Genomic DNA, 25,319 nt, shown 5'->3' with positions numbered 1-25,319 from the left:
CGCCGTCGCCTCGAACCCCGTGCTCGAGGCGCAGGCGTTGTCCAAGCGGTATGGCGACGTGGAGGCCGTCGCGGGCCTCGACCTACGCGTCGGACCATCCGAGATCTACTGTCTGCTCGGACCCAACGGGGCCGGCAAGACGACCACCATCCACCTGTTTCTGGGGTTCCTCGAGCCGACGGCGGGGAGCGTGCACGTGACCGGCCTCGACGTCGCCGCCGAGCCGCTGGAGTCCAAGCGACGCCTGGCCTACATCCCCGAGCAGGTGATGCTGTACCGCAACCTCAGCGGCCTGGAGAACCTCGAGTACTTCGCCGCACTGGGCGGGCGGGGATCGCTGGCCCCGGAGCACCTCACCGACGTCCTGGTCGGCGCGGGCCTGCCGCGCGACGCCGTCCGGCGGCGGGTGTCCGAGTACTCCAAGGGCATGCGCCAGAAGGTCGGCGTAGCCATCGCCATCGCCAAGGAGGCCGACGCGCTGCTGCTCGACGAGCCGACGTCCGGCCTCGACCCGCAGGCGTCGAACGAGTTCTCGGAGCTGCTCGGGCGGCTCAGGGACCGCGGCGTCGCGGTGCTCATGGCGACGCACGATCTGTTTCGCGCCAAGGAGACCGGCACGCGTGTCGGCATCATGCGCCACGGGCGCCTGGTCAGGGAGATGAGCACGGACGAGATCGGCCACGCCGACCTCGAGCGCATTTATCTGGAGCACATGCACGAGTAGGCGAGGGAGCTGACGATGATCAAGCACATCGCACGCAAGGAGTTCACCGACGTGGTTCGGGACGGCCGCTTCCGCTGGTGCGCGGCCGTGGTAGGCGCGCTTCTCCTGGTCTCGCTGGGGCACGGCTGGGTCCAGTCGCGCCAGGCGCAGGAGGAGCTTGCGGCCGCGCAGGCCACCGCCCGCGATCACTGGGAGTCGCAGGGCGAGAAGAATCCGCACTCGGCGGCCCATTACGGCATCTACGCGTTCAAGCCCCGCCTGGCGCTGTCGTTCGTCGACGAGGGCGTGGATCCCTACACGGGCACGTCGGTGTGGCTGGAGGCGCACCGGCAGAACGACTTCCTCATGCGCCCGGCGCAGGACGCGACGTCCGCCCAGCGCGTCGGCGCCCTGACTGCCGCGGGGGTCTTGCAGCACCTGGTGCCGCTGCTCATCATCCTGCTGACCTTCGGCGCGCTGGCCGGCGAGCGGGAGCAGGGGACCCTGCGCCAGCTCCTGGCCACCGGTATCGGCCGCTCGGATCTGGCCCTGGGCAAGGCCCTGGGCATCGCCGGCGCGCTGGCGCTGCTGCTGGTGCCGGCGGCGCTGGTGGGCGCGGCCGCCCTCGTCGTCGGCAGCACGGGTCCGGCCGCGTCTCCGCTGGCCCGGGGAGCAGTCCTGGCCGGCGTCTACCTGGCCTACTTCGCCGCCTTCGTGGGGTTGTCGCTGGCCGTGTCGGCGTGGGCCCGCTCGGCGCGCACCGCGCTGGTCGTCCTGTTGGCGGTGTGGGTGGTGAACGGGCTCGTGGCCCCGCGCGCGGCGGTGGACCTCTCCAAGTGGATCCATCCGACGCCGTCCGCGGTCGAGTTCGCACAAACGCTGGAACGCGAGATGGCCGCCGGCGTGGATGACATCCAGCGACCGGACCGGGCGGCGTTGACCGAGAGCCTCCTCGCGGAGCACGGCGTGGAACGGGCCGAGGACCTGCCGGTGAACGACGTGGGGATCTACCTGCAGGAGAGCGAGGAGTTCGGCAACCGGATCTTCGACCGCAACTACGGTGCGCTGTGGGACACGTTCGAGCGCCAGGGTGTCGTCCACGAGGCGCTCGCGGTGGCGGCGCCGCTGCTGGCGGTGCGCACGCTGTCGATGGGGCTGGCCGGCACCGACGTCGAGCAGCACCGGCACTTCGCGACCGCGGCCGAGACGTACCGCAGGGACCTGATGCGGCGGATGAACGGCGACCTGGCGGAGAACTCCCGTAGCGGGGACTTCTCGTACGCCGCCGGACCCGACCTCTGGGCCGAGGTGCCGCCCCTGCAGTACGACGCCCCGACGCTGGGCTGGGTCCTGAACAACCGGATCCTGTCGCTCCTGGTGCTGGGCTTGTGGCTCGCCGGCGCGGTCTGGGCCGCGGCGGCCGGCGTGCGGCGCGCGGAGGTGGCGTAGCCGTGGCCCTGCGTACCGTCCTGCGGAACGAGTGGCGCCTGCTGGCGGCGGACCCGGCGCTGCGGATCGTGCTCGCGGTCTTCGCCGTCCTCTTCCTCTACGCGCTGGCCAACGGCATGGCCTGGGAGCGCTTCCAGGAGCGGACGGTGGAGGCCGCGCGGACCGGGAGCGCCGAGCGCGTGAGCGCCCTCGAGCAGGAGCTGACCGACATCGCGAACGGCGGACAGCCATCCTCGCCCTTCCGCGACCCCCGCGCCCCCAACGTCCTCGGCGGCGCCCGCGGCGCGCACGCCGCGGTGCTGGAGCCGGGCCCCCTGGCCGCGCTGGCGGTCGGGCAGAGCGACCTGCTGCCGTACCACTACGACGTCAGCATCTACACCAACGAATCGACCTTCCAGCAGAACGGCGAAGTGGAGAACCCCCTCAACCTCCTGGTGGGCCGATTCGACCTGGCCTTCGTGACGGTGTACCTGCTGCCGCTGCTCGTGCTGGCCCTCAGCTTCAACGTCCTCTCGGAGGAGCGTGAGCAGGGGACGCTGGCCCTGACGCTGTCGCAGCCCGTGTCGGCCCGCGACGTGGTGGGCGCGAAGCTGGCGTTCCGGGCGTTGCTCGTGGTCGGTCTCGCCGCGGGGGTCTCGCTGCTCGGCATCCTGGCCACCGGCGGCTTCGGCTCGGCCGGCCGGGTGGTCCTGTGGTGCGCCACGGTGGTCCTGTACGCGCTGTTCTGGTTCGCGCTCGCGGCGTGGGTGAACAGCCTGCGGCGGTCCTCCGCCTGGAACGCCACGGTCCTGGTGGGCGCGTGGCTCGTGCTGGTGGTGGTGCTGCCGGCTGCCGTGAACATCGCGGCCGGCATGCTGCACCCGTTGCCGTCGCGCGTGGAGATGATCACCGCCCAGCGCGAGGCCTCGAACGAGGCCGTGAGCCGCCGCAGCGAGCTGCTCGCCCGCTACCTGGAAGACCATCCGGAGATGGCCAGTGGCGTGGTGGCCGACGAGCCCGGCCTGGGCGCGCTCGCCTGGGCCGCCACCGACGCCGTGAACACGCGCCTGGAGGAGGTGTCGGCGGTGCACGACGCCAGCCGCGCCGACCAGTTGGCCCTGGTCCGCCGCTACCGCTTCCTGTCGCCGGCGCTGCTGGCCCAGGAGGTGCTCATCGACGCGGCGGGGACGGGAGACGCGCGCTTCGCCCGGTTCCAGTTGCAGGTGCGCGCTTTCGCCGAAGAGTGGCGGCAGTTCTTCGTGCCGGCGATCCTCGCCAGCGAGCAGATGACCGCCGACGTCCTGCCCGACGTGCCGGCGTTCCGGTTCGTGGACGAGGAACCCGCGGAGGTCGCCGGGCGGGCAGCGGTTCCGCTGACCGTTCTCGGCGGACTGGTCGTCCTGGTGATCGCCGGCGCCGGGGCCGGCCTCGGGCGGGTGCGGGGAGCCGACTGACACCGAGGCGGCGAACGGGATTGGTCGAACGGGGCGTCTGCGCTGCCGCAACTGCGCCGTCGCGCGCGGAGCGGGCGCCCCGGGGGCGCTACGGGACGATGTCCACGGACGCGTCGTCCTCCTCGATCGACGGGCGGAACTCGATGGGGATGCGCCGCGCGAACTCGCCGAAATGCGCGTCGGCGTCGGCTTCCCGTCCGAGCAGGCTGGCGACCGCGCCTTCGTGGTAGCGGAGCCCGGCCACGACGAAGTCGCGCTGCGCGGCGGTCAGCAAGCTCAGGTGCGGGTCGCGCTCCGGCGGCACGAGCTGGTGGAGGCGCCGGAGGAAGGCGCCCAGCTCGGCGGAGTTGAACCACTCGGTCGCCCCGGTGCGCTCTTCCCGTTGCGTCACGGGCGTCAGGTACTCCACGAGCGGCCGGTCGTCGGTGTTGATCGGCCCGGACGGAATCAGTCCGTCGGCCGCCGACAGGTTCCCCGCATAGAAGGGGAGCGTTACCGCGAGCGAGGTGGACGGGGGCAACTCGCGGCCGCCGCTCAGGTACTGCCCGTTGAGGTCGATCACGTCCGGGTCGAGCAGGGTCGGCCCGGAGGCGCCGATCAGCGCCAGGACCGGCCGCTCCGCCGCAAAGCTGCCGCGCCAGACCGTGACCTGCTCGAAGACGGTGAGCATGGTGCGGGCGACCACCTCGAACTCGCTCCGCGACAACTGGTACAGCGGCAGCCACTGGACGAACAGGCCGCCCGGCGCGAGGCGCTCGCGGGAGGCCTGGAAGTGCTCGCGGCTGTAGAGGTTCCCGACGCCGGCCCGCCACGGGACGAACAGGTCGGCGATGATCGCGTCGAAGCGCTCGGTCGTGCCCAGCAGGTGATTGCGGGCGTCGCAGGCGCGGACCGTCGCACGCGGGTCGTTGAAGAGGCCGCCGCTCGGGACGTCGAACCAGGCCGCGGAGGCCGCGATCACGTCGGCGGCTATCTCGCAGACCAGCAGCCGCTCGACGGGATGCCGGAGGGCCGCTCCCGCGGTGATGCCGGTGCCCAGGCCCAGCATGAAGACCGCGCGCGGCCGCGGGTGCGTCATCAGCGGCAGCAGGGCCTGGTTCTGCTCGTGCTCCATGGAGGCCGTGCCGCCGAGCGTGTAGAAGTTGTTCACCTTGATGCGCCGGTTCCCGGGACGCTCGACGACGGCGACGACGCCGTCGGGGCCCTCCCATGTCTCGATCAGCCGTTCGCCGCGATCCGTGTTGACGTTGACGACCGGCAGGCGTGAGGCGTCGACCAGCGTGCCGAGCAGCACCACGGCGCCGATCGTGGCCGCCGCCGGCAGGAGCCGCGCGCCGAGCGTCCGCCAGCCGTTCCAGCAGGCCGCCAGCGCCAGGACGAGGTAGCCGAAGGCGAACAGCCGCATGCTGTTCCACAGTCCGATGCTCCCGAGCAGGACGAATCCGGCGGCCAGCGACCCGACCACGGCGCCGCCGGTGTTCAGGGCATTGAGTCTCCCGATGATGGCGCCCGGTTCGGCGCGCGAACCCTCCGCCGCGCGCAGCAGGTACGGGAACGCGCTGCCGAGCAGAGCCGCCGGGACGAACAGCAGCAGCGCCGTGTTGGCGAAGATCGAGAAGACGTACAGCAGCCATCCGTCGCCGGTCACGAGCGTGCCGAGGCCGCCGGTCAGATCGTGGAACCCGAACGGAATGACGGCCACGCCCAGGCCCGACAGCGTCAGCAGCAGCCACAGGACCTGCGCCGGCGCCGCCCGTACCCGGCAGAGGCGGTTCGCGATCGCCGAACCGGTCGCGAGCGCGGCCAGGAACACCACCAGGATGATCGAGAAGGTGTAGACCGAGTTCTGCAGAACCTGCGCGAACATCCGCGTCCAGAGCACCTCGAGCCCGAGCGCGAACGCACCCGACAGGCAGGCGACGGTGGCCAGAAGCCACGCGGGGCAGGCCGTGTCGGCGGCGGGAACCGCCGGCCGTCTGCCGGGGGCCTTCCCCGGCCGTTGCGAACGCTGGTGGTCGGCCGGCGGCTCCGGGGCGGGCGCGCCGTGCGCCTCGGCGGCTCCGGCCAGCCGCCAGGCGAGACCGGCGACCGCGAGGTTGACGGCCATGGCCAGCAGATACGCCCGGTCGAAGCCGAGCGCGAGCGGCAGCACGAACCCGGCCAGGAACGCGCCGGTGGCCGCGCCGAGCGTGTTCACCGCGTACAGGAACGACCCGATGCGCCCCAGCTCGTCCGGACGCCGCACGAGGTGCTGACCCAGAACCGGGATGGTGCCGCCCATCAGGGCGGCCGGCGGCAGTAGCGCCAGCATCGCCAGGGCGGTCCTGGCTGCGTTGAAGGCCGCGGGGCGGTCGCTCAGTGCGTCGTACAGCGGACCGTAGAGCTGGAAGTAGATCTCGAGCAGGACAAAATAGACCGCGGCCGATACCGTGATCCCCAGCTCGATCCAGGCGTAGGCGCGCAGCGGCGATCGCAGGCGCGGCGACCAGCGGCCGAACACGGCCCCGCCGACCGCCAGACCGAGGAAGAAGACGGCCAGCGTGGTGGAGGCGGCGTAGGCGGTACTCCCGAAGAGCAGGCCCAGCTCCTTGAGCCAGAGCACCTCGTAGACGAGGCTCGCCGCCCCGGACAGGAAGACGAGGGCGAACAGCGGGGCCCGGTGCAGAGCGGGGCTCGATTGCCGGGACGGAGCGGGCATCGACTGAAGATACAGCGCCGGCCGCCCGCCGGGGGAGGGAGTCCGGCGAGCGGCCGAGCGCCTGGACGGGCCGAAGACGACCCGTCCCTCGGTTAACCGGGCCTCCTAGCGCCCCGAAACGCCTCGCAGGCTCGGCGTTTCGGCCCATCCCCCCCGCTTCATGACCTTGCGCCTCAGCACTTCGCTTCGCTGCGTTCTGCGGTGCAAGGTCCTAGAAGAACCGCACCGAGTAGTTCACCCGGACCCCGCGGCCCATCTCGGGGGCCAGATCCTTGATGAACGAGGTGTGGTTGCGATAGAGCTCGTTCGTCAGGTTGTAGCCGGTGAACGACAGGATGTGCGCCGTGTGCTGCCGCGGCCAGACGTAGGACGCTCGCAGGTTGACGATGGAGTAGCCGTTCGTCTCCGTCTCGTCCCGGAACACGTTGGCCTGCTGCCCCGCGAATTCCAGTTGCGGACCGAACGTGAATCCGCCGTACGGGACGTCGAGGCTCACGGTCCCGCGCAACGGTGGGATGCGCGGCAGCGGCTCGCCGGTCGTGGTCAGGTCCGCATCGACGTAGCCGATGCCGAGCGTCGCCCAGGCGTTCCCACCCAATCGCACGCTGCTCTTGGCGTCGAAGCCGACGAAGCGGCTGTCGCCCTGGATGAAGTACCAGACCGGCAGGTTGTCCTCCACCTCGCCCGTGCGGTCGCCGAAGATGAAGTTGTCGATGGAGTAGACGTAGGCGTTCAGGTTGCTGCGCACGCGGCCGGCCTGGTGGCGGAAGCTCACGTCGACGCCGAGCGTCGTCTCGGCGTCGAGCGTCGGGTTGCCTATCTCGAAGGCGAGGTTGCCGACGTGCGGACCGAAATTGTAGAGCTCCTCGAGCGCCGGCGCGCGGTGCGAGTGGGTGAGGTTGGCGACGAAAGCGCTGCCGGCGCCGACGTCGGTGTGCAGGCCCACCGAGGCTGACGCGCCGAGGAACTGCCGATCGGGCGCGTCGGGCACTTCGAGACCATGGGAGTGACCGTGGTCGTCGCCGGGGGCGTCGGGAACCATGCGGCCCGCGGTCCGGTAATCGTTCTGCTCGACGCGCCCGCCGAACTGCAGCCGGGTACGTTGGAAGTCGACCTCTTCGTAGGCGAACGCGGCGAAGGATGTCTGGTCGGTCCGGGGCGCGAGCGCCTCGACGCCCACCGCCTCGAAATCGCGGAGCTGGGCCCAGGCCCCGAACCTGCCCGAGAGCCGCTCGGTCTGCCGCTGATCGACGTCGGCCCGCATGATGTAGGTCCGGTTCGTGAACCGGGTGCCGATGCGCTCGACGCCGTCCTCGATCTCCAGCTCGTCGTGTTTCCAGTCGATCACGTTCAGGGCCACGCGCACTCCCTCGATGAAGGTGTTGGCGAGGTTGCGGAGGCCCATGTCGAAGCGCCCGACGCGGCGGCGCGACGCGAGGTCGATCGCCGTCTCCCTGGGACCTTCCCCTGCGTGTACGCCGTGCGCCTGGTGAAACTCGTCCGCGAACGGCACCCCGTAGCGGCCGTCCTCCAGCGTGAGCCCGCCGCTGGCGAAGGCCCGGTCGCCGAACCAGCCGAGGCCGGCCCGCGCGTTCGTCAGCTCGGAGGCGGAATTCTCGACGGCTCCCTCGGGCGTGGCGTAGTCATCCGTGCGCCGCATGCTTCCGCCGCCCCAGACGAGCACGTTGTTCTGCGAGTACTGCAGGCTGGCGGTGGTGCCCGCCTCGGCGTTCGCGCTGCCCACGTTGGTGCCGAACTGCGCCCGCGCGCCCTCGAAGAGCGACTCGCGGTAGCTCTCGTGCGGGGTGATGATGTTGACGAGGCCGCCGACCGCGTTCGACCCGTAGAGCAGGGTCGCCGGTCCCCGCACGATCTCGATGCGCTCGGCGCCGTTCGGGTCGATCGTCACGCCGTGATCGCCCGACTGGCTGGAAAGGTCGCCCGTGCGGAGCCCGTCATCGAGAATGAGCACGCGGTCGCCGTCGAAGCCGCGGATGATCGGCCGGCTCGACCCGGGGCCGAAGCTGCGGCTGGCGATCCCCGGCTCGTTCCGGAGCGCGTCGCCGAGGCTGCCGGCCGACTCCCTGGTGATGTCGAACGAGTCCATCGTGGTGACGGCGTTGAAGGCTTCGAATGTCGTCTCGGTGCCGCCCACCGAGGCGGTGACGGTCACGTCCTCGTGGACCGGGGAGAGCCCGAGCACGAAGTCCACCGTCGCCGGCCCATCGGGGTCGACAGTCACCGACTGCCGCCCCGCCGTCAGGTGCTCGCGTTGCGCGAGGACGTCGTACGAGCCCGCGGGTATGTTGTCGATCTCGAACATTCCCTGTTCGTCGGTCAGCGCGAACGCGCCCGAGCCGACCACGAGGATCACCGCGCCGTGGACGGGCTCCCCGTTCTCTTCCAACGTCACCGTACCGCGTACGGCGCCGGCCTCCTGGGCCGAGGCCGTCGTACCGGCCAGGGCGGCCGCGGCCACGGTTCCCACGAGACATGTCGCAATCAATCGGTACATCGTTTCCCTCCCCAAGTTCTCAACGGTTTCGTCTACCCTGTGCGGCGCGGTGGCGTGAAACGCCATGCCCGCGCTCGCCCCCCTGCACTGCTCGGGAGACGTTCCGAACGCCGTCGTCGTCCTGAACGGCGTCGGATTGCAGGGCGCTCACGCCGCGACGCACGTACATGTACCTCGGGCTCGCCGGCTCGGCGGCGATGGCTGCGCGCCCGACGGTTGCGGCGTTGACGGGAATCAGGCGGGTGGGGCGCGGGCCGGGAGACGGCGGGTGTGGCCGGATGCGATCCATGCGGCGGCGGGAGCCGGCTCGAACGGCTTCGGGACGTCCGCGAACCCGACTTGCACGGACTCGGAGAGTGCGGCGGGCTGGTGTCGGAACTGGCAGACCGCGCAGTCCTGGTCGGCTGCGTGCTCCTCGTGCCGGGCGGTCGCGGTGGATGCAGCACCGACCAGCGCCATCGCCAGAACGGCGATCCGGATGCGCCGGCCAAGGCTGCGTCGCGCGAGCCCTGCGTGCATGGGTCCTCCTGTGATCATCGAGCTTCGACCATAGCGGAGACCGCGCGGAAGCCGCAAGAGGCAGCCGGTCGGCGATTTCTGAAGTTTGCCTGAACTCGGGCGGGCAACAGGGGCCGCGGCGGCGGGCGTCTCGGGCGCGTCCGATTGCGGGGCTGCCTCGTGGTCAGGGCGTCAGATCGACGCCGACCGGGCAATGATCGGATCCGGTCACCGCGGGCCAGATGAAGGCGCTGGTCACCCGCCGCGCCGCGGACGGCGACGCCAGCACGTAGTCGATGCGCCATCCGACGTTGTTCTCGCGGGCGCCGCCCCACTGCCGCCACCACGTGTAGTGGCCCGCCTCGCCGGGATGGAGGGCGCGGAACGTGTCCACCCAGCCCGCGTCGACCCAGCGCGTCAGCTCCGCCCGCTCCTCCGGCAGGAAGCCGCTGGTCTTCGTGTTGGCGGCGGGCCGTGCGAGATCGATCGGCGCGCGCGCCGTGTTGTAGTCGCCGACGACGAACACCGGCCCGCGGCGCCGTAGCGCCTGCAGGCGTTCGAAGAGCGCCGCGTAGAAGTCGAGCTTGTAGGGCACGCGACGGTTGTCGCGGTCTCTCCCGCTGCCCTTGGGGAAGTAGACCGACGCCACGCAGAGTCGCCCGAAGCGGGCGATGGCCAGGCGGCCCTCGGCGTCGAAACGCGGTTCGTCGAGGGACGTCTCGACGCGGTCGGGCGGCTTGCGGGAGTAGATCGCGACCCCGCTGTAGCCGGCCCGCTCGGCAGGAGAGAAGGTCGCATGCCAGCCGAGCGGCGCGCGCACCGCCGGCTCGAGCTGGTGCTCGAAGGCGCGCACCTCCTGGATCCCGACGACATCGGCCTCGGCGTCTTCCAGGAAGCGGAGGAAGCCCTTCCGGGCGCAGGCCCGCAGGCCGTTGACGTTCCAGCTCACGATGCGCATGGCGTCACGATTCGATCCGGCTCCACGTCGAGGACCACGATGTTGCGCGGAACGTGGAGGCCCGGTCAAGGCGATGCGGACGCTCCGGGCGGTGGCCGGCGAGGTCGGATTGGCAACGTCCGACGGCGCAGGGAACGGGCAGGGGTAAACGGTCCGGCTCCGGAAGCCGTCGAAAGACGGCTAGAATCGACGTGTCGTCCAAGGCACGCAGCTCATGAGCAATCACCAGCACCGGCTCCGCATCGGCCGCTCCATCGCCGTCGTGATTCTGGCCGCCGGGCTGCCGCTGGGGGCGGCCGGGCAGTCTACCAGCGGCAACGGCGGCGGCGAGCCGGCGGAGGCCGGCGCGCAGACGTTCTCCGCCCTCGAGGCCCGCGCACTCACCGCGACCGGCGCCCCGATCGCGTTCGCGCTGCGCGTCGGGGAGGCGCCGGCGGTCGACGGCGATGTACTGGCCGACCCGGCCTACGGGGACGCGCGGCTGGCGACCGGCTTCGTGCAGAGCCGTCCCTTCGAGGGGCGGCCCGCCTCGGAGCGGACCGAGGTACGCATCGTCTACACGGAGGACACGCTGTATTTCGGCGTCGTCTGCTATACGGACGACCCGTCCACGATCATCGTGGCCGACAGCCGCCGCGACTCCGACCTGACCGAGACCGACAGCTTCCGGCTCATCCTCGACACCTACCACGACGGCCTCAACGGCTTCGTCTTCGGGACCAATCCGGCCGGCGTCGAGTACGACGGGCAACTGACGAACGAGGGGCAGGGGAGCGGCCGTTTCGGCGGCGGCGGGAGCGGACGGCCGAGCAACAGCCGGCAGCAGCGCGGATCGGGCGGCGGCCTGAACGTGAACTGGGACGGCGCGTGGCAAGTGGCCACGAGCATCACCGACGTCGGCTGGACGGCCGAGATCGCCATCCCGTTCCGCACGCTGCGCTATCCGCCCGCCGACGTGCAGACCTGGGGCATGAACTTCCAGCGCAACATCCGCTTCAACAACGAGCAGGCGTACTGGTCGCCGTTGCCGCGGCAGTTCACCCTCAACCGCCTGACGTTGGCCGGCGAGCTCCAGGGCCTCAGCGTTCCGGCCCAGCGGAACCTGCAGTTGATGCCGTACCTCCTCGGAGACGCGGCCTACAGCAGCGAGGTGCGGCGCACCGACCGCACCGGCGCCGTCGGCGGCGATCTGAAGTACAGCATCACGCCGAGCATGACCCTCGACGCCACCATCAACACGGACTTCGCGCAGGTGGAGGTGGACGACGAGCAGGTCAACCTCGACCGGTTCACGCTGTTCTTTCCCGAGAAGCGGCCCTTCTTCCTGGAGAACGCGGGGCTGTTCTCGGTGGGCCAGTCCGGGGCCGTCGACATTTTCTTCAGCCGGCGCATCGGCCTCGGCGAGAGCGGCGAGCAGATTCCCATTCTCGGCGGCGGACGGCTCTCCGGCAGGGTCGGGAACAACACCAACGTCGGCTTCCTGAACATGCAGACCGGCGCCGTCGACTCGACCGGCACGCCGCAGCAGAACTTCACGGTGGGCCGCGTCCGCCAGGATATGGCGAACCGTTCCAACGTCGGCGCGATGTTCGTCAACCGCCAGGCGAGCGGGGCGCTGGCGGGGGATCAGGACTACAACCGGGCCTACGCGCTCGACGGGCGCTGGGGCATCGGCGAGGGCGGCACCCTCGCCGGATTCGTCTCGCAGACCGACAGCCCCGGGCGGCCGGGGGACGACAACCACGCCTACGCCTTCAGCGCGCAGCACCAGTCGCAGACCCTGCGCCTGAGTCTCGGCTATACGGAGGTCGCGCCCGAATTCAACCCCGAGGTCGGGTTCCTCGCCCGGCGGAGCTACCGCCGGATGAACGGCAGCGTGTTCTCCACCCTGCGGCCCGACGACTTCTGGGGCGTCCACGAGTTCCGTCCCCACATCTCCCACTTCACCATCTTCGACTTCCACACCGGTTGGCAGGAGACGCAGTTCACCCACATCGACAACCACATCGAGTGGCGCAACGGCTACGAGATCCACACCGGCGTGAACGTCACCCGGGAAGGGGTCTTCGAGCCGTTCGAGATCTTCCCGGGGGTCATCGTGCCGCCTGGGCGGTACGATCACAGCGAGGCGCAGATCGCCGGGAACACGAACCTCGGCGCGCCGGTGAGCGGCAACTTCAACGCCATCATCGGCGGCCTGTTCGGCGGCCAGCGCGTCACCATCACCCCGTCCATCGCCGCGCGCGCCGGCGAGACCTTCAACGCGTTGCTCGAGTGGAGCTACAACGACCTGGACCTGCCGCTCGGGCACTTCACGACCAACCTGATCCGCCTGCGGACGTCCTATTCGTTCTCCACCCGCATGTTCTTCCAGGCGCTCGTGCAGTACAACGACCGGGCCAACCTCTGGTCGTCGAACCTGCGGTTCGGCCTGCTGTCGGACGCCAACACCGGGCTGTTCGTCGTGTACAACGACATCCAGCCGCTGGGCCTCGAGCGCGGCGACTTCATCATCCGGTCCGGCCGCAGCCTGACGGTGAAATACAGCTACCTGTTCGACATCCTGCGCTGACTGCGCGACCTGCGGTCGCGTTGGGAGTTTCGCTGGCGCGAAACTCCTGCGCGGCGGTCGCGTTGGGAGTTTCGCTGGCGCGAGACTCCTGCGCTGCGCTTGACACCGTGCGGCGGCGCGGCTACAACACCATCCGTGCATATAGATGGCGTGTTTCCGCCCATTCCAACCCCCTTCAAGGACGGCCGGGTCGACGTCGCGGCGATGGCGTCGAACGTCGAGCGCTGGATGGCGACCCGCATCCGCGGCGTCGTGGTGCTCGGCTCGAACGGCGAGGCGCCCCTGATCGACGAAGCGGAATCGGACGCGGCGATCGCGGCCGCGCGCGACGCGGTGCCGAGCGGCCGGCTCTGCCTCGCCGGCACCGGACGCGAGTCGACCGCCGCCGCCATCGGCGCCTCGCGGCGCGCGGCCGACTTGGGGGCCGACGCGGTGCTGGTCCGAACCCCTTCGTACTTCAAGCCGCTGCTGACGTCCGACGCGTTCGTGGCGCACTACACGGCGGTGGCGGACGCGTCGCCGGTTTCGGTGGTGCTCTACAACTACACGGCGCTGACCGGCGTCACGCTGGGCGTGGACGCGGTCGCGAGGCTGGCCGAGCACCCCAACATCGTCGGCATGAAGGAGTCGGGAAGCGACCTCAAGTTCCTGACCGCGCTCATCGACGGCACGCCCGACGACTTCGCGGTCATGGCGGGGTCGGCGCCGGTGTTCTATGCCAGCCTGCTGGTGGGCGCCGCCGGCGGGATTCTGGCTCTCGCCTCGGTCGTGCCCGACCTGTGCGTCGACCTGTACGACCTGGTCCGTGCCGGCCGTCTCGACGAGGCGCGCGATCTCCAGCGTCGCCTGACGCCGCTCGCGGGCCTGGTGACGTCGAGGTACGGCGTGCCGGGCCTCAAGGCGGCCGTCTCGCTGCTCGGTTTCACCGGCGGCGATCCCTGCCCCCCGCTCCGCCCTGCGAGCGAGGGCGCGACCGGGGAGATCCGCCGGGCGCTGGACCACCTGCGCGTGCCGGTAGCCTGATCCCGGCGCCGCGGTCCGCCGCCGGGTCCCGGCCGCCCGTGGTACGCTGGTGCGAAGGACGGTGCGCGGTCCGGAGCTCGGGCACCGCTCCCGATTTCCACGCCTCGCGGAGGTGGACGGCATGGCTTATCTGCTTCAGTCACGCGCCGGACGGCTGCTCGCCGCGGTTCTGCTCGCGGGTGTGGCCGCGGCCTGCGCCACGAACCCGGTCACCGGGAGCCGCGAGCTCGTCTTCATGAGCGAGTCGCAGGAGGCCGATCTGGGCCGCTCGGCCGACGCGCAGATCCGCAGCGAGATGGGCGTCTATGAAGATGCGGCGCTGCAGGAGTACATCGCGAGGGTGGGCAACGAGCTGGCCGCGGTATCGCATCGCCCGGACCTGCCGTGGCAGTTCGCGGTCATCGATTCGCCGGTCGTGAACGCGTTCGCCGTGCCGGGCGGTTACATCTATCTGACGCGCGGCCTGCTGGCGTACCTGAACGACGAGGCGGAGCTGGCCGGCGTGCTCGGCCACGAGATCGGCCACGTGACGGCCCGCCACTCGGTGCAGGCGTACAGCCGCGCCGCCGGGGCCCAGATGGGGTTGCTTCTCGGTCAGATCTTCGTTCCGGCCATGCGTCCCCGGTACGGAGCACCCGGAGTCGGCGACGCCGCGGGGCAGGGACTGGGGTTGCTGTTCCTGAAATTCGGGCGCGACGACGAACGGCAGGCGGATCGTCTCGGCGCCGAGTACGCCGTCGCCTCCGGCTGGGACCCGCACGGCGTCGGAGACATGCTGACGACGCTGGGGCGTATCGCGGACACGACCGACCGCCGAGGGACCCCCAACTGGCTCGCCACCCATCCGGAGCCGGCCGACCGCGTCGCCGGCGTTGCCGGCACCGTCGAGACCCTGCTTGCGGACACGAGCGACCTGTCCGCGCTTCGCGTCGACCGCGCGGGGTACCTGGCCCGCGTGGACGGCATCGTCTATGGCGACAACCCCGAGCAGGGCGTCGTCCGCGGCCGGGAGTTCCTGCACCCGGCCCTCCGCTTCGCGCTTGCGTTTCCCCCCGGCTGGGAGGTGCACAACGGCGCCGAGATGGTCATCGCGCGCGAGCCCGGGCAGGAGCGGTACATGCTGCTGCAGATCGCGCAGGAAACGGGCTACGACCTCCAGCGGTTCGCCGAGCGCGAGATGCGCGGCGCCGGCTTCGTCGAGGTGCAGGCGACGACGACCCGGATCAACGGCCTCGACGCCTACATCGGCACCTACACGCAGGACGTCCGCGGGGTGGGCCCCATGATCGCGCGGGTCGCGTTCATACGTTCCGGCTCTTCGGTGTACCTGTTCGGCGCCTTCGCCGACGCGGACGGCTTCCGGCTCATCGAGCGCGATGCGCACGACAGCATTCATTCGTTTCGGCAGATCAGCCGCGACGAGGCGGAGAGGATCCGGCCCAATCGGCTCGCCCTCTACCACGTGCAGGACGGGGACACGTGGCAGCGCATCGCGCAGCGGGTCGGAGACGAGATTGTCTCGGCCGCCACGCTCGCGATCATGAACGGCTATCCGGTGAACGAGCAGCCGTTGCCCGGGGACGTCGTCAAGGTCGTGCGGCCGGGCGCTTGACGGCATTGCGCGTCCGGTGAGGTAACTCTCGTGTGCGCAACGTGTTACATGGCGGTTCGGTTGACACCGGGTTGGGCGTCGGCGAGAATGGCGCAGCATTCCGGGGGGGGCCGTGGAGCAGACCTTGCTGCTGAACGCGACGTACGAGCCGCTGAAGGTGGTCGACTGGCGCAAGGCGATGACCCTGCTGTGTCAGGGCAAGGTGGAGGTCGTTTCCGAGTACGACCGCGAGATCCACTCGGTGTCGGTGACTTTTCGGCTGCCCTCCGTGATTCGCCTCCTGCGCTACATTACGATCAGCCGGCGGCTGGACGACGTGCCGTTCTCGCGCGCCAACATCTACGCCAGGGACGAGCACCGATGCCAGTACTGCGGGTGGGAGTTCCCGGTCGCGGAGCTGACCTTCGATCACGTCGTGCCCGTCTCGCAGGGCGGGCGCAAGGACTGGGAGAACATCGTGACGGCCTGTATCCCGTGCAACCGCCGAAAGGGCGGGCGCACGCCGGCCCAGGCCGGGATGCGCGTCATCCGGCAGCCCTGTCGTCCCACGCGGTCGCCGGTCGTGCGCATCACCTTCGGGCTGCGCGAAGCGCCGGCGAGCTGGCGCGACTATCTGTACTGGAACGTCGAGCTCGACCGGACGTGATGCATCGGGCCCCGTCAGCCTCCACCGTTCTCCGCCGCGGGTACTGAACGGGTGCCCGAACCACGCATCACCGCCGTGCAGCCGCCGTGGGCGGTCGAGGGCGGACGGATCACCATTCGCGGGGAAGGCCTGGGATCCGGGGATGGGGAGGCTCTCCTGCCCGAGGTCCGGATCGGCGCGTCGACCGCGCGCGTCGTCGCCGCCTCGCCGCGTTCCGTCTCGGTCACCGTGCCGGCGGGTCTCGACGGGGGACGGACCCCGGTGCGGGTCGGCGGGGCGTCCGGCGCGACCGCGTTCCTCGAGGTGGGGCGTCCGGTGGCGACCGGCGTGCACCAGGTGGACAATCCCGTCATCGACGGCGACGGGACCCTGTTCGTCACCTACAGCGGGCCCCGGGGAGAGCGGTCGCCCGTGTCGATCTTCCGGGTCCGCTCCGACGGCTACCGCGAGCCGTTCGTCACCGGCATCGTCAACGCGACCTCGATGGCCCTGTCGCCGGACGGCAGACTGCACGTGTCGAGCCGCTCCGAGGGTTCCGTCTACTGCATCGCCGAGGACGGTTCGTACGACGTGTTCGCGAGCGACCTCGGCGTGACGTGCGGAATGGCCTTCAGTCCCGACGGTACGCTCTACGTCGGCGACCGGTCCGGTACCGTCTTCAGGGTGGCGACCACCGGCCGGGCCACGCCGTTCGCGACGCTTCCGCCCAGCGTCGCCGCCTTTCACCTCGCCTGGGGGCACGACGACGGCCTGTACGTCTCCGCCCCGACGCTCGCGACCTGCGATCGCGTCTATCGCATCGAGCGCACCGGCGCGGTGGCGACGGTCTCGTCGGGCTTCGGCCGGCCGCAGGGACTCGCATTCGACGCGCAGGGCGTGCTCCACGTGGTCGAAGCGCTCGCGGGCGCCAGCGGCCTCTACCGGATCGACGGCGACGGGACGCGCACGCTGGTGCTGGCTGCGACGAGCCTCGTCGGCGTTGCCTTCGATCCCTCGGGCGGCGTCGTGGTGGCGTCCGGAGACACGGCGTATCGACTCGATCCCGGCGCCGTGGCGATAGGGCAACCGGGCCTTCCCTGACCGGCGTGCTAGCATGACGGGTTTGGGTTTCCGTCGAAGGGGGCTCACGATGCCATGCCGCACGACTGGATCGACATCCGCGGGGCCCGCGTTCACAATCTGAAGGACATCGACGTCCGGATTCCGCGCAACCGGCTGGTCGTCGTGACCGGCCTGTCCGGTTCGGGCAAGTCGTCGCTGGCGTTCGACACCCTCTACGCCGAAGGGCAGCGGCGCTACGTCGAGTCGCTGTCCGCCTACGCCCGCCAGTTCCTGGAGCAGGTCGAAAAGCCGGATGTCGATCAGATCGACGGCCTGTCGCCCGCCATCTCCATCGAGCAGCGCACCACCGGGTCGAATCCGCGGTCGACGGTGGGGACCGTCACCGAGATCTACGACTATCTCCGCCTGCTGTTCGCCAATATCGGGGTGCCGCACTGTCCGTCGTGCGGGCAAGTGATCACGTCGCAATCGGTGGAGCGCATCGTCGAGACCATCATGGTCGAGCCCGCGACCGAGCGGGTCAACGTCCTCGCGCCCATCGTGCGCGGCCGCAAGGGCGAGTTCCGGAAGGAGCTGGCCGCCATCCGGGAACGCGGACTGACGCGCGTCCGGATCGACGGGGAGGTGCGCGCCGTCGAGGAGGAGACCCGCCTGGATCGGCGCCGCAACCACTGGATCGAAGTCGTGGTGGACCGACTCGTCGTGCGCCGCGGCGCCGAACGGCGCCTCACCGAGTCCATCGAGTACGCACTGACCCTCGCCGACGACGTCGTCATCATCAACACGCTGGGCGGCGGCGACAGGCTGTTCTCGCGCCGGATGGCCTGCGTCGACTGCGGAATCAGCGTCCCCGAGATGACGCCGCGCGCCTTCTCCTTCAACTCGCCGCACGGTGCGTGTCCCGCCTGCCACGGGCTCGGCGCCGTGGAGGACTTCGATCCCGCCCGGATCGTGCCCGACGAAACGGTCACGCTGTCCGGTGGCGCCATCGAGGCCTGGGCAGCCGGCGACCGCCAGCTCGTGAAGCGGGCGCTGTCGCGGTTGTCGCGCTGCTTCGGCATCGAGCTCGACGTGCCGTTCGGCAAGCTGCCGCGGCGCCACCGCGACCTGTTGCTCTTCGGCCCGAACGGTGGCGCAACGCCTCCCCGCGCGCCCGCGTCCGCCCGGGGACGGCGTGCCGGACCCGGTCGGGTCGATCCGTTCGGCAAGGACTTCGAGGGCATCATTCCCAACCTGCGGCGCCGCTACGACGAGGGAGCCTGGTCGCAGCAGGAGGCGCTGGAGAGCTACCGGACCCTGCAGCCGTGCCCGGCGTGCGGCGGCCGGCGGCTGCGGCCCGAGAGCTGCGCGGTACGGGTGAAGGGCCGCACGATGGCGGACTACGTCGACGTGTCCGTGGCGGATGCGCTGGCGATGATCGACGGGCTCGAGCTGAGCGACCGGGAGTCGCCGGTGGCGGAGCGTGTCCTCCGCGAGATCCGCGACCGGATGCGGTTCCTGTGCGACGTGGGCGTCGGCTATCTGACCCTGGCGCGGAGCGCGACGACGCTGTCGGGGGGCGAGACGCAGCGTATCCGGCTCGCCACGCAGGTGGGGGCCAACCTGACCGGGGTCCTGTATGTGCTCGACGAACCGTCGATCGGGTTGCACCAGCGCGACAACCAGTTGCTGCTGGCGACGCTGGAGCGCCTCCGCGATCTGGGCAACACGGTGGTGGTCGTCGAGCACGACGAGGAGACCATTCGCGCGGCGGACTACGTGGTGGACCTCGGGCCGGGCGCGGGGGAGCACGGGGGGCGCGTGATCTTCCAGGGGCCGTCCGGCGTCCTGGAGACGGCGGGCGGGGAATCGCTCACGGCCTTGTACCTGAAAGGCGAGCGGACGATCCCGGTGCCGGCGACCCGTCGTCGCGCGCTCGGCGGCGAACTGCGGATCCGCGGCGCCCGGGCGAACAATCTGAAGAACATCGACGCGGGGGTGCCGCTGGGACTGCTGACCGCCGTCACCGGGGTCAGCGGGTCGGGCAAGTCCACGCTGGTCAACGACATCCTCTATCGCACGCTGGCGCGGGCCCTCTACCGGGCGAGCGACGATCCCGGCCCGCACACGGCGGTCGACGGCATCGAGTCCATCGACAAGGTGATTCAGATCGATCAGTCGCCGATCGGGCGCACGCCGCGGTCCAACCCCGCCACCTACACGGGCCTGTTCACGTTCATCCGCGAGCTCTACGCCATGCTCCCCGAGTCGCGCGCCCGCGGTTATCGGCCGGGACGGTTCTCGTTCAACGTCAAGGGCGGGCGATGCGAGACCTGTCAGGGCGATGGAATGATCGCCATCGAGATGCACTTTCTCCCGGACGTCTACGTGACGTGCGAGCAGTGCAAGGGACGCCGCTACAACCGGGAGACCCTGGAGGTCAGGTACCGCGGCATCTCCATCGCCGACATGCTGGCGCTGACGGTGGATCAGGCCGTTCCGCTTCTGGAGAACGTGCCGTCGGTCGCCGCGAAGTTGCGTTCGCTGCAGGACGTCGGCCTCGGCTACGTGACGCTGGGGCAGTCGGCCACGACGCTGAGCGGCGGCGAGGCGCAACGGGTGAAGCTGGCCAAGGAGCTGTCGCGCCGGAGCACCGGCCGGACGCTCTACATCCTGGACGAGCCGACGACGGGGCTGCACCTGGAAGACACGCGGCGCCTGCTCGACGTGCTTCATCTTCTCGTGGGGCAGGGCAACACGGTGGTCGTGATCGAGCATCACCTCGACGTCATCAAGACCGCCGACCACGTTCTGGACCTCGGCCCGGGGGGCGGCGACGCCGGCGGGCGAATCGTCGCTCAGGGCACGCCGGAGGAAGTGGCGGCGCACGGCGGTTCCGAGACGGGCGCGTTTCTCCGGCCGCTGCTCGGACGCTGATCCGGCCGCCCGTCGTCCTCCCTTCGAGCGTGGAGACCGGATCCGGGAGGCGGGAAGGGCGCGACTGGTATCCGGTGGTCGACTTCCGCTAAAGTTGACGGCAGCGGCACCCGATAGTCCCAGAAGATGCTAGCCGGCGGTGGTCGTGTGTGGTATAAGAGCCCATCTGTGAGTCGACCGATGACAATCGGTCGGCCGGGCACTGCCGGGGTCGCCAGCTTCGAGTGGCTGGCCAGGCACGACCGAACCGAGGCGTTGCGGGAGGCTCACAGTCGCTCGGAATGACGACCCAGCGGACTCTTAGGCGGTCGGTTTCGTGCACCGGTATCGGGCTCCACTCGGGGCGGAAGGTGACCCTTCGACTCAAGCCCGCCCCACCCGATCACGGTATCCGCTTCAAACGTCTCGACCTCGACGGTCTGGAAGTACCCGCGGTGGCGGACCGGATAGCGGGCATCAGCTACGCCACCGGTCTGGCGCAGGACGCGGCGTCGGTCGGCACGGTGGAGCATCTGCTGGCGGCGCTGGTCGGTCTCGGGATCGACAACGTGAGCGTCGAGCTGGATCAGGCGGAAGTGCCGATCATGGACGGCAGCGCCGCATCCTTCGTCTACCTCGTGCACGAGGCCGGCGTGCGCAAGCTCAAGGCGGCCCGGCGATTCCTGAAGGTCGTCCGCCCCATCGCGCTCTCCAACGGCAACAAGCGGATTGCCGTCTACGCCTCCGATCACTTCAAGGTCACCTACAGCATCAGCTTCGATCATCCGCTGCTGCGGCACCAGTCGCGGACCCAGCACGTGACGGAGGAGACGTTCCAGGAGGAGATCGCGCCCGCGCGCACGTTCGGCTTCCTGAAGGAGGTCGAGCAGTTGCGCAAGAAGGGGCTCGCGCTCGGCGGCTCGCTCGACAACGCCATCGTGCTCGGCGAGACCGGCTTCCTGAACAACACGCTGCGCTTCGACGACGAGTTCGTCCGCCACAAGATTCTCGACGTGATCGGCGATCTGGCGCTCGTCGGTTACCCGATCATCGGGCACGTGGTCGCCCACAGGGGCGGACACGCGCTCCACGCCGGTTTCGCCCGGAAGATACTGGAAGAGACCGACGCGTGGCGCCTCGTCGAATTCCAGCCCGGGCCATCCGAGGAGCCCGTCCCCGCGGTCAGTCCCGGCGCCGTCCCGGCGCGCTGACTGTCCTTCCGATTCGGAGTGCCGGACTGGCGGCCGCGGTCGGTCAGGGACGGTCGGCCGTGTGCGCGACCGGCGGCCCCGTATCCGACGTGAGCTTACGGACGTAGGCGCCCAGCTTCTCGTTCTCGTAGGTCACCGAGTTCAGGAAGAGGCTCTCGAGCAGGTAGGTCTCGCGGTCCGTCTCCGCCATCTGGCCGATGAGGTGCCGGATCTCGCGCATGGTGTCCTCGAAGCTGTAGTCGAGCCCGTGACGGGAATGGAGTTCGCGATACAGCGTTTCGAGCACCCCCAGCAGGTCGCCGTCCAGACCGATTTCGGTGCCTGAGGTCGTCTTGATCGTGCGCATGTTCATTCCCCAAAGCTGCTGGCGGCGCCGGCCTCGTCCGCGTGCAGCTCGATGAAATTGTGCGCGCCCGTCATGGTCAGCATCGTTTCGACACGCTTCTGCACGCCTGCCAGCTTGATCGCGCCGCCGAGCTTGTCGGCCTGGCGGTACAGGTCCATCAGGCAGCCGATCGTCGCGCTGTCGACGTACACGACCCGCGACAGATCGATGATCACGCGTTTCTCGCCGGCCGCGAACAGCTTCGTCACCGCGTCCGCGAACTTGGAGAGGATCTGGTACGTCAGTTTGGCCTCGCCCACCCGGACGAGAACCGCTCTGCCGACGCGTTCGCTTGACAAGTTCATTCCCGTTGCTCCGCTCATGGGGTGGCCGCCGCTGCTCCCGCACGCCGGCTGTTGTCCGCGCGCTGCGCCTTCTCGATCCGCAGCACCTGGCGCGCCAGCTCGTGGCGTCCCCGGTTGATTCGCGACTTCACCGTGCCGTCCGGAAGACCGAGTTGCCTGGCGATTTCCTGATAGGACAGTTCCTGCAGATCGCGCAAAGCGACCGCTTCCCGGAGCGTTTCCGGCAGCGCCGCGAGGGCCTCGCGCAGCAACGCCCGCCGGTCGAAGCGATCGAGTCGTGCGAACGCGTCGAGACCTCCGGACACCGGTGTCAGCTCGCTCGCGTCCACGCGGTGATCGACGACCTCGCGTTCCTTTCGCACGCGCCTGTAGTGATCGATGCAGAGGTTGCGGCTGACGCTGATGATCCACGTGGTGAAGTTGGCCCGGCGGTCGAACGTGCCGAGCGCCTTGAAGACCTTCAGAAAGATGTCCTGCGTCAGATCCTCGGCCTCGTCGTGGCGACCCACGAACGTGTACGCGACGTTGAACACCTTCCGGCGGTAGCGGCGGACGATGGCGTCCCACGCCGACTGGTCTCCCCGCAGACAGGCCTCGATGAGGGTGTCGGTGGAGTCGGCCGGCCCGGCCAGCGGATCGGTGGGCACAAGCCGTAAGTTTCGCGCGGGCACGCGTGGCGGGTCAAATCGCCGCCGTTCCGGACCGCCCGGTTCGACAGGGCCGCCGGCCCCGCGTACAATGCGCCGCGCCGTGCGTCGTCACGATTCCCCATGCCCGGATTCACGTTCTCACCGCACCCGGTGACCTGCGACGGGGTGAGTCCGGCGGCCCTGGCGGCTGCCGAGGGGACGCCCCTGTACGTCTACAGCGCGGCCCTCATCGTCGACCGCTACCGCGCGCTGGACGCCGCGCTCGGCGCGTATCCCCATCGCGTGCACTACGCGCTGAAGGCGAACTCGACGCTCGGCATCGTGCGCCTGCTGCACTCGGCGGGCAGCGCCGTGGACGCCAACTCGGGCGGCGAGATGGCGGTGGCGCGACGGGCCGGCGTGGATCCCCGGGACATCGTCTTCACCGGCGTGGGCAAGACCGCGGCCGAGCTCGAGGAGGCGGTGTGCATCGGCGTCGGCGCGATCAACGCCGAATCGGCCGGCGAGGTGGACCGCATCGATCGAATCGCGACCGCGCGCGGCGTGCGGGCGCGGGTGGCCGTGCGGATCAATCCCGGCATCGAGGCCGACAGCCATCCCGGCATCGTGACCGGCGGTCCGGAGCACAAGTTCGGGGTGCCGATCGAGGACGCGGGCGCCGTGTGCCGCGATGCGGCGGGCCGTCCCGGACTCGTCCTCGTCGGCGTGCATGCGCACGTGGGATCGCAGTTGACGACCCTGGACGCGGTGGCGAGGACCGCCTCGACGATGGCGCGCTTCGCGCAGGATCTGCGTGACGCGGGCGTCGCGCTCGAGCACGTCGATCTCGGCGGCGGGCTCGGGATCTCGTACGATGGGAGTCCGGCGCTCGATGTCGCGGAGTACGCCGGGACGCTCGTGGAGGCGGTGGCGCCGACGGGACTGACGCTGCTCGTCGAGCCGGGCCGCTGGATCGTCGGGCCGGCGGGTGCGCTCGTGGCAACCGTGGTGGACGTGAAGCCCCGGCGCGCCGGACGCTACTTCGTGGTGCTCGATGCCGGCATGAGCGAGCTTCTGCGGCCGGCTCTCTACGGCGCCGAGCACCGTCTGGAGCGGCTGACCGAGCGCGCCGGGCCGGATGTCACGTGCGACGTGGTCGGGCCGATCTGCGAGACGACCGACGTGATCCGGCTCGGGCAGTCGATGCCGCTGCCGGAGGTCGGCGATCTGGTCCTGGTGCGCGACGCGGGGGCCTACGGGTCGGCGATGGCATCCAACTACAACCGCCGCGCCCTGCCGGCCGAGGCCCTGGTGGAGGGCGGCGCCTGGCGGATGATCCGCCGTCGCCAGACGGTGGAAGACCTGCTGGCCTGCGAGTCGTGACCGTGCAAGGCGGACCGGAGCCGCCGAGGGAGCGAGGCGAATACGATGCTGGTGGCGGTTGAAGGGCTGGACCAGACCGGCAAGACGACACAGGCGCAGCACCTGCGGGATCGACTCCGCGCCTCCGGGTACAAGTCGCGGGTCGTCTCTTTCCCGGACTACGACAGCTTCCTGGGCGAGGAGATCGCCAGGGCGCTGCAGGGCGAGCGGGACTACGGTCCGGAAGCGATGCAGTTGCTGTACGTCGCGAACCGCTTCGAGCGCAAGGCGGACATCGAGCGCTGGCACGCCGCCGGCCTGATCGTGCTGTTCGACCGGTACATCGCGTCCGGGATTGCCTACGGTGAAGGGCAAGGGCTCGATCCCGACTGGCTGGCCTCCATCCAGGGGGCTCTTCCGCAGCCGGAGCTGACCATCCTGCTCGATGCCGCGCCGGACGCGACCGCGGCCCGCAAGCAGACCGGCCGCGATCAGTACGAACGCGACCTCGCGTTGCTCACGCGGGTTCGGCAGAGCTACCTGCGTCAGGCCGCCCGGCCGGACTGGGTGCGCATCGACGCCGAACAGGCGCCGGATGTCGTGGCCGCGGAAATGGCGGCTGCGATCGAGCCGCGACTGCCAGAGCTGCGCTGAGCGCCCGCACCTGCCGCGCCCCCGCATCGCGGAGCACCGCGGCGCAGGCGTCCACCGTCGCACCGGTCGTGATCACGTCGTCGACGAGCACGACGGAGCGTCCGCGGATCGCCGCGGCGGCCGTGCGCCGGCTGCCGCGGCGCGCGAGGGCGAACGCGCCTCCGAGCGCCTCCAGCCGTGCGGCACGCGACAGCTCGACCTGCCGGCCGGTGTGGCGCGTGCGCCGCAGCGCCTGGACGACCGGTATGCCGAGGTGCGCCGCGAGATCGGCCGCCTGATTGAATCCCCGCCGCCACTGTCTGAAGGCGTGCAGCGGCACCGGCACCGCGATGTCCGCGCCGCGCAGCCAGTCGCCGCCGGCTTCCCGCATGCGTTGCGCGAGGGGCCGTGCGAGCGATCGCCGCCCGTCGTACTTGAACGCGTGGACGATGGCCCGCAGCGTGCCCGCGTGCACCCCGACGGCCCGGCGCTCGGTCGGCGGACCGCCGGTTCTCCGGCATTCGGCGCACCGCGCGTCCGCCCGGGTGTCCCCCGTTGCCACCGGCACGCCGCAACGGTCGCAGACCGGCGCCGCGATGGCGGGAAGCCGGCGCCAGCAGGCCGCGCAGACGACTCCCCGGGTCGGGGCGTCGAGCGGATCGTCGCACGCCGCGCAACGCGGCGCCCAGACGACCGCCAGGATCGCGTCGAGCGCGCGCATTCCTCACCT

20 protein-coding genes are annotated in these 25,319 nt (G+C 70.4%); 12 read left to right on the top strand and 8 right to left on the bottom strand.

The annotated features are described in order from the left end of the window. Positions 1-19 precede the first annotated feature (19 nt). From F4X11_17950 to F4X11_17940, 3 genes are read left to right on the top strand one after another with little or no spacing between them, the layout of a single operon-like run. Positions 20-724, top strand: a complete 705-nt coding sequence (locus tag F4X11_17950; GenBank protein MYN66888.1) for an ABC transporter ATP-binding protein — start codon at positions 20-22, stop codon at positions 722-724. A 15-nt stretch (positions 725-739) separates the two neighbouring features. Beyond that, positions 740-2,152, top strand: a complete 1,413-nt coding sequence (locus F4X11_17945; protein MYN66887.1) for an ABC transporter permease subunit — start codon at positions 740-742, stop codon at positions 2,150-2,152. A gap of 2 nt (positions 2,153-2,154) precedes the next feature. After that, positions 2,155-3,585, top strand: coding sequence for a DUF3526 domain-containing protein (locus F4X11_17940; GenBank protein MYN66886.1), 1,431 nt, complete (start codon positions 2,155-2,157; stop codon positions 3,583-3,585). Between the two features lie 88 nt (positions 3,586-3,673). On the opposite strand, the gene F4X11_17935 is transcribed toward F4X11_17940, so the two are convergent. The 4 genes from F4X11_17935 to xth all read right to left on the bottom strand — a co-directional run bounded on the left by F4X11_17935 (position 3,674) and on the right by xth (position 10,254). Then, positions 3,674-6,283: a hypothetical protein gene (locus F4X11_17935; protein ID MYN66885.1), complete on the bottom strand. Its 2,610-nt coding sequence runs from the start codon at positions 6,281-6,283 to the stop codon at positions 3,674-3,676. Between the two features lie 211 nt (positions 6,284-6,494). Then, complete coding sequence (locus tag F4X11_17930) at positions 6,495-8,864, bottom strand: TonB-dependent receptor (protein MYN66884.1); 2,370 nt, start codon at positions 8,862-8,864, stop codon at positions 6,495-6,497. Positions 8,865-9,032: 168 nt separating this feature from the next. Then, the gene (locus F4X11_17925) at positions 9,033-9,317 is read right to left on the bottom strand and encodes a hypothetical protein (GenBank protein ID MYN66883.1); all 285 of its coding nucleotides are present in this window, start codon (positions 9,315-9,317) and stop codon (positions 9,033-9,035) included. A gap of 163 nt (positions 9,318-9,480) precedes the next feature. Then, positions 9,481-10,254 carry an exodeoxyribonuclease III gene (xth, locus tag F4X11_17920; GenBank protein ID MYN66882.1) on the bottom strand — a complete coding sequence of 258 codons (774 nt, stop codon included), beginning with the start codon at positions 10,252-10,254 and terminating at the stop codon, positions 9,481-9,483. Positions 10,255-10,468: 214 nt separating this feature from the next. Between xth and F4X11_17915 the strand changes: the two genes are divergently transcribed. The 7 genes from F4X11_17915 (at position 10,469) to F4X11_17885 (ending at position 21,275) form a co-directional block, all read left to right on the top strand. Continuing rightward, the gene (locus F4X11_17915; GenBank protein MYN66881.1) at positions 10,469-12,826 is read left to right on the top strand and encodes a carbohydrate binding family 9 domain-containing protein; all 2,358 of its coding nucleotides are present in this window, start codon (positions 10,469-10,471) and stop codon (positions 12,824-12,826) included. Continuing rightward, positions 12,827-13,849 carry a dihydrodipicolinate synthase family protein gene (locus F4X11_17910; GenBank protein ID MYN66880.1) on the top strand — a complete coding sequence of 341 codons (1,023 nt, stop codon included), beginning with the start codon at positions 12,827-12,829 and terminating at the stop codon, positions 13,847-13,849. It abuts the gene before it with no gap. Positions 13,850-13,970: 121 nt separating this feature from the next. Next, a complete protein-coding gene (locus F4X11_17905; GenBank protein ID MYN66879.1) occupies positions 13,971-15,461 on the top strand; it encodes a M48 family metalloprotease in 1,491 nt (496 codons plus the stop codon). A gap of 178 nt (positions 15,462-15,639) precedes the next feature. After that, positions 15,640-16,107, top strand: coding sequence for an HNH endonuclease (locus F4X11_17900; GenBank protein MYN66878.1), 468 nt, complete (start codon positions 15,640-15,642; stop codon positions 16,105-16,107). A gap of 3 nt (positions 16,108-16,110) precedes the next feature. Beyond that, a complete protein-coding gene (locus tag F4X11_17895; protein MYN66877.1) occupies positions 16,111-17,187 on the top strand; it encodes a gluconolaconase in 1,077 nt (358 codons plus the stop codon). Between the two features lie 54 nt (positions 17,188-17,241). After that, entirely contained in the window at positions 17,242-20,085 is a 2,844-nt protein-coding gene (gene uvrA / locus F4X11_17890; protein MYN66876.1) for an excinuclease ABC subunit UvrA, read from the top strand. A 281-nt stretch (positions 20,086-20,366) separates the two neighbouring features. Then, the gene (locus F4X11_17885) at positions 20,367-21,275 is read left to right on the top strand and encodes a UDP-3-O-acyl-N-acetylglucosamine deacetylase (GenBank protein ID MYN66875.1); all 909 of its coding nucleotides are present in this window, start codon (positions 20,367-20,369) and stop codon (positions 21,273-21,275) included. Between the two features lie 43 nt (positions 21,276-21,318). On the opposite strand, the gene F4X11_17880 is transcribed toward F4X11_17885, so the two are convergent. From F4X11_17880 to F4X11_17870, 3 genes are read right to left on the bottom strand one after another with little or no spacing between them, the layout of a single operon-like run. Further along, on the bottom strand, positions 21,319-21,627 hold the full coding sequence (locus tag F4X11_17880) for a hypothetical protein (GenBank protein ID MYN66874.1): 309 nt from the start codon (positions 21,625-21,627) through the stop codon (positions 21,319-21,321). Beyond that, on the bottom strand, positions 21,624-21,983 hold the full coding sequence (locus tag F4X11_17875) for an STAS domain-containing protein (GenBank protein ID MYN66873.1): 360 nt from the start codon (positions 21,981-21,983) through the stop codon (positions 21,624-21,626). Before F4X11_17875 ends, F4X11_17880 begins: the two co-directional genes overlap by 4 nt. Then, positions 21,980-22,705, bottom strand: coding sequence for an RNA polymerase sigma factor (locus F4X11_17870; GenBank protein MYN66872.1), 726 nt, complete (start codon positions 22,703-22,705; stop codon positions 21,980-21,982). The genes F4X11_17875 and F4X11_17870 overlap by 4 nt, the downstream gene beginning before the upstream one ends. A gap of 30 nt (positions 22,706-22,735) precedes the next feature. Here F4X11_17870 and lysA point away from each other — a divergent pair, with 30 nt between their 5' ends. Further along, positions 22,736-23,977 (top strand): diaminopimelate decarboxylase, encoded by a 1,242-nt coding sequence (lysA, locus tag F4X11_17865; protein ID MYN66871.1) that lies wholly within the window; start codon positions 22,736-22,738, stop codon positions 23,975-23,977. A 45-nt stretch (positions 23,978-24,022) separates the two neighbouring features. Continuing rightward, positions 24,023-24,610: a dTMP kinase gene (gene tmk / locus F4X11_17860; protein MYN66870.1), complete on the top strand. Its 588-nt coding sequence runs from the start codon at positions 24,023-24,025 to the stop codon at positions 24,608-24,610. Here tmk and F4X11_17855 read toward each other — a convergent pair. Further along, entirely contained in the window at positions 24,474-25,310 is an 837-nt protein-coding gene (locus tag F4X11_17855; GenBank protein MYN66869.1) for a ComF family protein, read from the bottom strand. The genes tmk and F4X11_17855 overlap by 137 nt on opposite strands. Positions 25,311-25,319 lie beyond the last annotated feature (9 nt).

This window comes from Acidobacteriota bacterium (assembly GCA_009861545.1).
Classification (GTDB): domain Bacteria; phylum Acidobacteriota; class Vicinamibacteria; order Vicinamibacterales; family UBA8438; genus WTFV01.
Note: the sequence above shows the minus strand (reverse complement) of the source record. Positions and strands in the feature narration are given on the sequence as shown.